This window comes from Actinosynnema sp. NPDC023658 (genome assembly GCF_040639995.1).
Taxonomy (GTDB): Bacteria; Actinomycetota; Actinomycetes; order Mycobacteriales; family Pseudonocardiaceae; genus Actinosynnema.
The window spans coordinates 1-1,452 of the sequence record NZ_JBFAAX010001253.1; the positions used below are offsets into that span (position 1 = coordinate 1).

Below are 1,452 nucleotides of genomic sequence, written 5' to 3' on the forward strand. Positions count from 1 at the left end.
CCGGCACTTCCCGACCAAGGAGGGCCTGTTCGAGGCGGTCATCCTCAGCCACGTCGAGCAGCTGGCGGACCGCGTCCGGGCCATCTCCTCGGCGCCGGACCCCGGCACGGCGTTCTTCGAGTTCTGCGTCCACTGCGCGAAGCAGGGCGCGGCCAACGTGGCACTCGCGCAGGCGCTCGGCGGCGTCAGCAGCAGCACCCACACGAAGGTCACCGCGGCCGTGGCCGACATGCACGGGTCGCTGGCAGAGGTGCTGGTGAACCTCCAGGACCGCGGTGTCATCCGCAGGGACGTGACCGTGGCCGACCTCAACGGCTTCTTCGCCGGAGTGCACGCCGCCGCCGAGCACAACCCCGGCGACCCGGAGATCCCGACCCGCATGATGGAGATCGTCTGCGACGGCCTGCGCACCACCCGCGCGGTCAGTCGAGCGTGATCTTCACGTGGGCGACCACGTCCGGGCCGGCGGGTCCCTCGATGTACCACTCGCGGGTGCCCTTCAGCCCGGTGTACGCCCCGCTCGTCCCGACCGCGTCGAACCGCACCGTGCCGCCGGCCAGCATGTCGGCGCGGTCGGCGCGCCCGGACACCCGGATCGTGCCGTCCGGCAGCTCCACCGCCTCCTCGTAATCGGTGATGACGTGCCCGTCGGGAGCACGCACCTCCGCCACCGTGACGAAACCCAGCACGTGCCCGATGACCTCACCCCCGTCGCCGTAGACCTCGTCGTAGTAGGTGAAGGCGTCGCCCGGCCGGGACATCGCCTCCTGCACCGGGGAGCCGACGAGCTTCCAGTCGACGGTCCGCTCGGTGAACTCGATGACGGTCGTCATCACTCGCCCCTCTCGTCGTCGGTGATCGCCTCGCCGGGATGGTGCACCCCGTTGTTTCAGCCGTCCTTGGCCGCGGCTAAAGCCCTCCGGGCCCAAGTAACCCCTTAGCGCGCCTTTAGCGGACGTTCCGACGATGGCGGTGCCGCCCGTTCCTCCGAGCGGACGCGCTTCCCCACCGGAAGCGGCCACGAGGTCTTCGGCCTCCTCGACCACGAACTCGGGATTCCCTGGATGGCGAACGAACAGAAGCTTCGCGACTACCTCAAGCGCGTGACCACCGAGTTGCACGAGACCAGGCAGCAGCTGCACCGGGTCGAGTCGGACCGGCACGAGCCGATCGCGATCATCGGCATGGCCTGCCGGTTCCCCGGTGGTGTGCGCTCGCCGGAGGACCTGTGGGACCTGGTCACCGCCGGCACCGACGCCATCGGTCCGTTCCCGGACGACCGCGGCTGGGACCTGGACCGCCTCTACGACCCCACGTCGACCCGTCCGCGCACGTCGTCCACCCGGCACGGCGGGTTCCTGACCGATCCCGGCGGGTTCGACGCGGCGTTCTTCGGGATCTCGCCGCGCGAGGCGTTGGCGATGGACCCGCAGCAGCGGGTGCTGCTGGAGA

At 70.4% G+C, this 1,452-nt stretch carries 3 protein-coding genes; 2 read left to right on the forward strand and 1 reads right to left on the reverse strand.

Annotated features, from left to right (window positions below; translation table 11 throughout):
* Window positions 1-436, forward strand: a 436-nt coding sequence (locus AB0G02_RS40010; RefSeq protein WP_360805700.1) for a TetR/AcrR family transcriptional regulator, incomplete at its 5' end; no start/stop codon positions are given.
* Here AB0G02_RS40010 and AB0G02_RS40015 read toward each other — a convergent pair.
* Window positions 423-833, reverse strand: coding sequence for a hypothetical protein (locus tag AB0G02_RS40015; protein WP_360805703.1), 411 nt, complete (start codon window positions 831-833; stop codon window positions 423-425). The genes AB0G02_RS40010 and AB0G02_RS40015 overlap by 14 nt on opposite strands.
* Before the next feature lie 231 nt (window positions 834-1,064).
* On the opposite strand from AB0G02_RS40015, the gene AB0G02_RS40020 reads away from it, so the two are divergent.
* The coding region (locus tag AB0G02_RS40020; protein WP_360805706.1) for a beta-ketoacyl synthase N-terminal-like domain-containing protein at window positions 1,065-1,452 on the forward strand (388 nt) is incomplete at its 3' end.